We start from the raw sequence: 3122 nt of genomic DNA, 5'->3' as shown, positions 1-3122 counted from the left end.
GTGTTCTCCCGGCCCAGCCCCCCTTGAGCCAGCGAGGGCCGGTGGCGGGTCGGTGCGGGCACCGGCCGCGTGCTGGTGGGCCCGCACGATCGTGGAGTCCACCGACACGTCCCAGTCGATGTCACCGGCCACGTCCGCTTCCGCCTGGACCTGCTGGAGCAGATGTTCCCGGTCGACGTCCGTCGGATCACCCCGCCCCATGTCCGGACCAACGACCAGGACCGGCAATAGTCAGATGGTCGGGCTGGGCGTCCAGGCCCGTTCGGTGGTGCGCTCGCGTCAGCCCAGCGGGGGGTGGATCAGCCGTCCGTGGTGGATCAGGGACACGGACTGCTTGAGGCGGCGAACGCGAATGCTGATCTCGTAGCCCCTGATGCCCTCGATGCGGGCCAGGCGGCTGCTGAGGTAGCGGTAGAAGTCGGGGGTGTCCCGGCAGATGACGACGGCCATGAGGTTGTGCCGGCCGCTGGTCGCCGCGACGAAGGCGCATTCGTCGTGCCGGCCGAGCTCCTCACCGATCCGGTCGAGTCCGGGCAGGTCGACCTGGAGCCAAAGGACGGCGTTGAGCTCGTAGCCGAGGCGTTCGGGCAGGATGTCGATGCCGTAGGCGAGGGAGCCGGAGGCCTCCAGGGCCTCCAGGCGGCGGGCGACTCGGGGTGTGGACCAGCCGGTGACCTCCGCCAGGCGGGTGTGGGACACGCGGCCGTCCTCCGCCAGGGCCTCGAAGAGCGGGAGGTCCTCGTCGGCCGGGGCGAGCGGCGGCCCGGCGGCCGCAGGGCGCTCCGCCGTCAGCCGTCGCACCTGTTCGTCGGTCAGGAAGCGTTCCCCGCCGGCCCAGCCGACCGCGTCCGGGGCGCCGAACGTGTGGAGGAGGAGGTCGACGCTCATGTCGAGGACCGAGGCGGCGCGCGGGAGCTGCCGCAGCAGGACGTCGTCGCGCCCGGTGCCGACGGCCGAGCGGATGGTGCAGATGATCTCCGACCCACCGGAGGCGATGCTGGCGTAGCCGACCTCGGGCCTGCGGGCGAGGGAGTCGGCGACGGGCCCCACGGCTTCCGGGCGGCAGCGCAGCCTCGCGACCCACTCCGCATGCCCGTGGGCGGACGGGCTCCTCAGCCCGACGACGCGCAGGATCCCGCCTCGCCGCAGCGCGTTGTAGCGGCGGGCCACGGTCTGTTCGGACACCCCCACGACCTCGCCGAGGCGGCGGAACGAGGCCCGGGGGGCGCAGTAGAGCCCGTGGATGATTTTGCGGTCCAGGTCGTCAGGCACAGAGGAATCGTGACACAGGGGCGGACCGGAATGGAGGTTCTGGTACGTCTGCCGGGATCGCTTGGGGATTCCTCGCCCGTGGGGCCGAAGCTTTCCTGTGCCCCCAGCAACCGGTGCCCGCGCGGCATCCCGCAGTCGAAGGAACCACCCCGTGAACTCCGCAACGGTGCAGCGCCCCGTGGCCGGACGAGGCGTCACGCTCGTCATGGCCTGTCTGGGCGTCTTCGTCGCCTACCTTCCCGTGACCACCGTGTCGGTGAGCCTGCCGGCGCTCCAGCGGGCGCTGGGCGCCTCAACCTCCCAACTGTCCTGGGTCTCGGACGCGTTCGTGCTGCCGATGGCCGCGCTGATCCTGACCACCGGGGTGTGGGGCGACGTCCACGGCCGCAAGCGGGTGTTCCAGGCGGGCATGGCGTTCTGCGCACTGGGCGCGGCCGTCTCGCTGGCCGCGGACTCGGTGCAGTGGCTGTGGGTCGGGCAGGCGGCCTCCGGGCTGGGTGCGGCGGCCCTGCTGCCCACCACGCTGGCCCTGATCAGCCACGCCGTCCCCGACCACCGGGAGCGCGGGAGGTTCATCGGCCTGTGGGCGATGTCCATGCTGGCCTCGCTGGCCCTGGGACCGCTGATCGCCGGGCTGCTGCAGCAGCACGTCGAGGTACGTTGGATCTTCCTCCTGCCCATCCCGGTGTCGCTGGTCGTGTTGGTCGTCGCGGCCTTCCTGCTGCCGGACTCCCGGGCGCCGCACGGCCGGCGGCTCGACTGGCCCGGGCAGATCAGCGCGGCCGTCACGGTCACCGCCGTCGTCTACGGCGTGATCGAGGGCGGAGCCGACGGCTTCGGTACGCCCTCCGTGGTGGCGGCCCTGGTGATCGGCGCCGTGAGCGCGGTCGCGTTCGTCGTCGTGGAGCGTCGCAGCAGCAGCCCGATGCTCGACCTGGCCCTGTTCCGCAGTCCCGCCTTCGCCGCCACGTCGCTGGTCGCCATGATCAGCTTCCTGGGGCTGATCGGCTTCTTCTTCGTCCTGAGCCTGTACTTCGGTCTGGTGCAGCATCTGAGCACGTGGGAGGCCGGGCTGCGGATGGTTCTGGTGTCCGGGACGTCCCTGGTCGTGGGCGTCCCCGTCGGACGGCTGATGCACCGGGTGTCCGCTCGGGTCATGATCACCACCGGCCTGGTGCTGATGGCGGGCTCGCTGCTGTCGCTGATCGGCGTCGACGCGGGCACCTCGTACGGGTCGCTCGCCTGGCGCCTGGTCCTGCTCGGCCTCGGCATCGGCACCGTCCTCACCCCGATGACGGCCTCCGCGGTCTCCTCCGTACCGCACCACCTCGCCGGCATGGCCGCCGCCGGGAACAACGCCTTCCGCCAGCTCGGCGGCGCCCTCGGCCCCGCCGTGCTCGGCGCCCTGCTGACCACCCGCGCCCTCGACGCCCTGCCCGGCCGGCTCGCCGACGCCGGCGTGCCGGCGGAGACCGGCGGCCACGTCCTCGCCGTCGCCCGGGAGCAGGGCCTCGGCGCCGTGGCCGGGCTCGACCTGGGCCCTGCCACCAAGCCGGCCCTGAGCGCACTCGGTGGCTCCTTCCTCGACGGCCTCCAGCTCTGCCTGGTCGTGTCGGCCTCGCTCGCCCTGCTGGCGGCCGTCGCCTGCGCCGTCCTCCTGCGGCCGGCCGTGCCCGCCGGCCGTCCCGGCGCCGGGGCCCCGGTTCCGCAGACCGCCGCCGTTCCCGTCCCCGTCCCTGCGGGCAGCGCGTCCGCCTAGGGCGCGTATTCGGTCGTGATCAATCTGTGTGATTCACCTTCGCGGCGGGTCCTGATCCGGTAGACCGTGGTGTGTGACGCGAGCGCAACTG

The 3122-nt window shown here is 72.7% G+C and carries 2 protein-coding genes and 1 pseudogene; 1 reads left to right on the top strand and 2 read right to left on the bottom strand.

The genetic code is table 11. The annotated features are described in order from the left end of the window. Nucleotides 1-159 (bottom strand): annotated as a pseudogene (locus ACIQOV_RS34610) (transposase); the annotation flags it as partial. A 120-nt stretch (nucleotides 160-279) separates the two neighbouring features. After that, nucleotides 280-1272 (bottom strand): Lrp/AsnC family transcriptional regulator, encoded by a 993-nt coding sequence (locus tag ACIQOV_RS34605; RefSeq protein ID WP_401054804.1) that lies wholly within the window; start codon nucleotides 1270-1272, stop codon nucleotides 280-282. A 205-nt stretch (nucleotides 1273-1477) separates the two neighbouring features. On the opposite strand from ACIQOV_RS34605, the gene ACIQOV_RS34600 reads away from it, so the two are divergent. Next, a complete protein-coding gene (locus tag ACIQOV_RS34600; protein WP_401054805.1) occupies nucleotides 1478-3031 on the top strand; it encodes an MFS transporter in 1554 nt (517 codons plus the stop codon). Nucleotides 3032-3122: the final 91 nt, after the last annotated feature.

It is taken from the genome of Kitasatospora sp. NPDC091257, assembly GCF_044757675.1.
GTDB classification, from domain to species: Bacteria; Actinomycetota; Actinomycetes; order Streptomycetales; family Streptomycetaceae; genus Kitasatospora; species Kitasatospora lactacystinica.
This window is presented reverse-complemented; position numbering and strand designations above follow the sequence as displayed.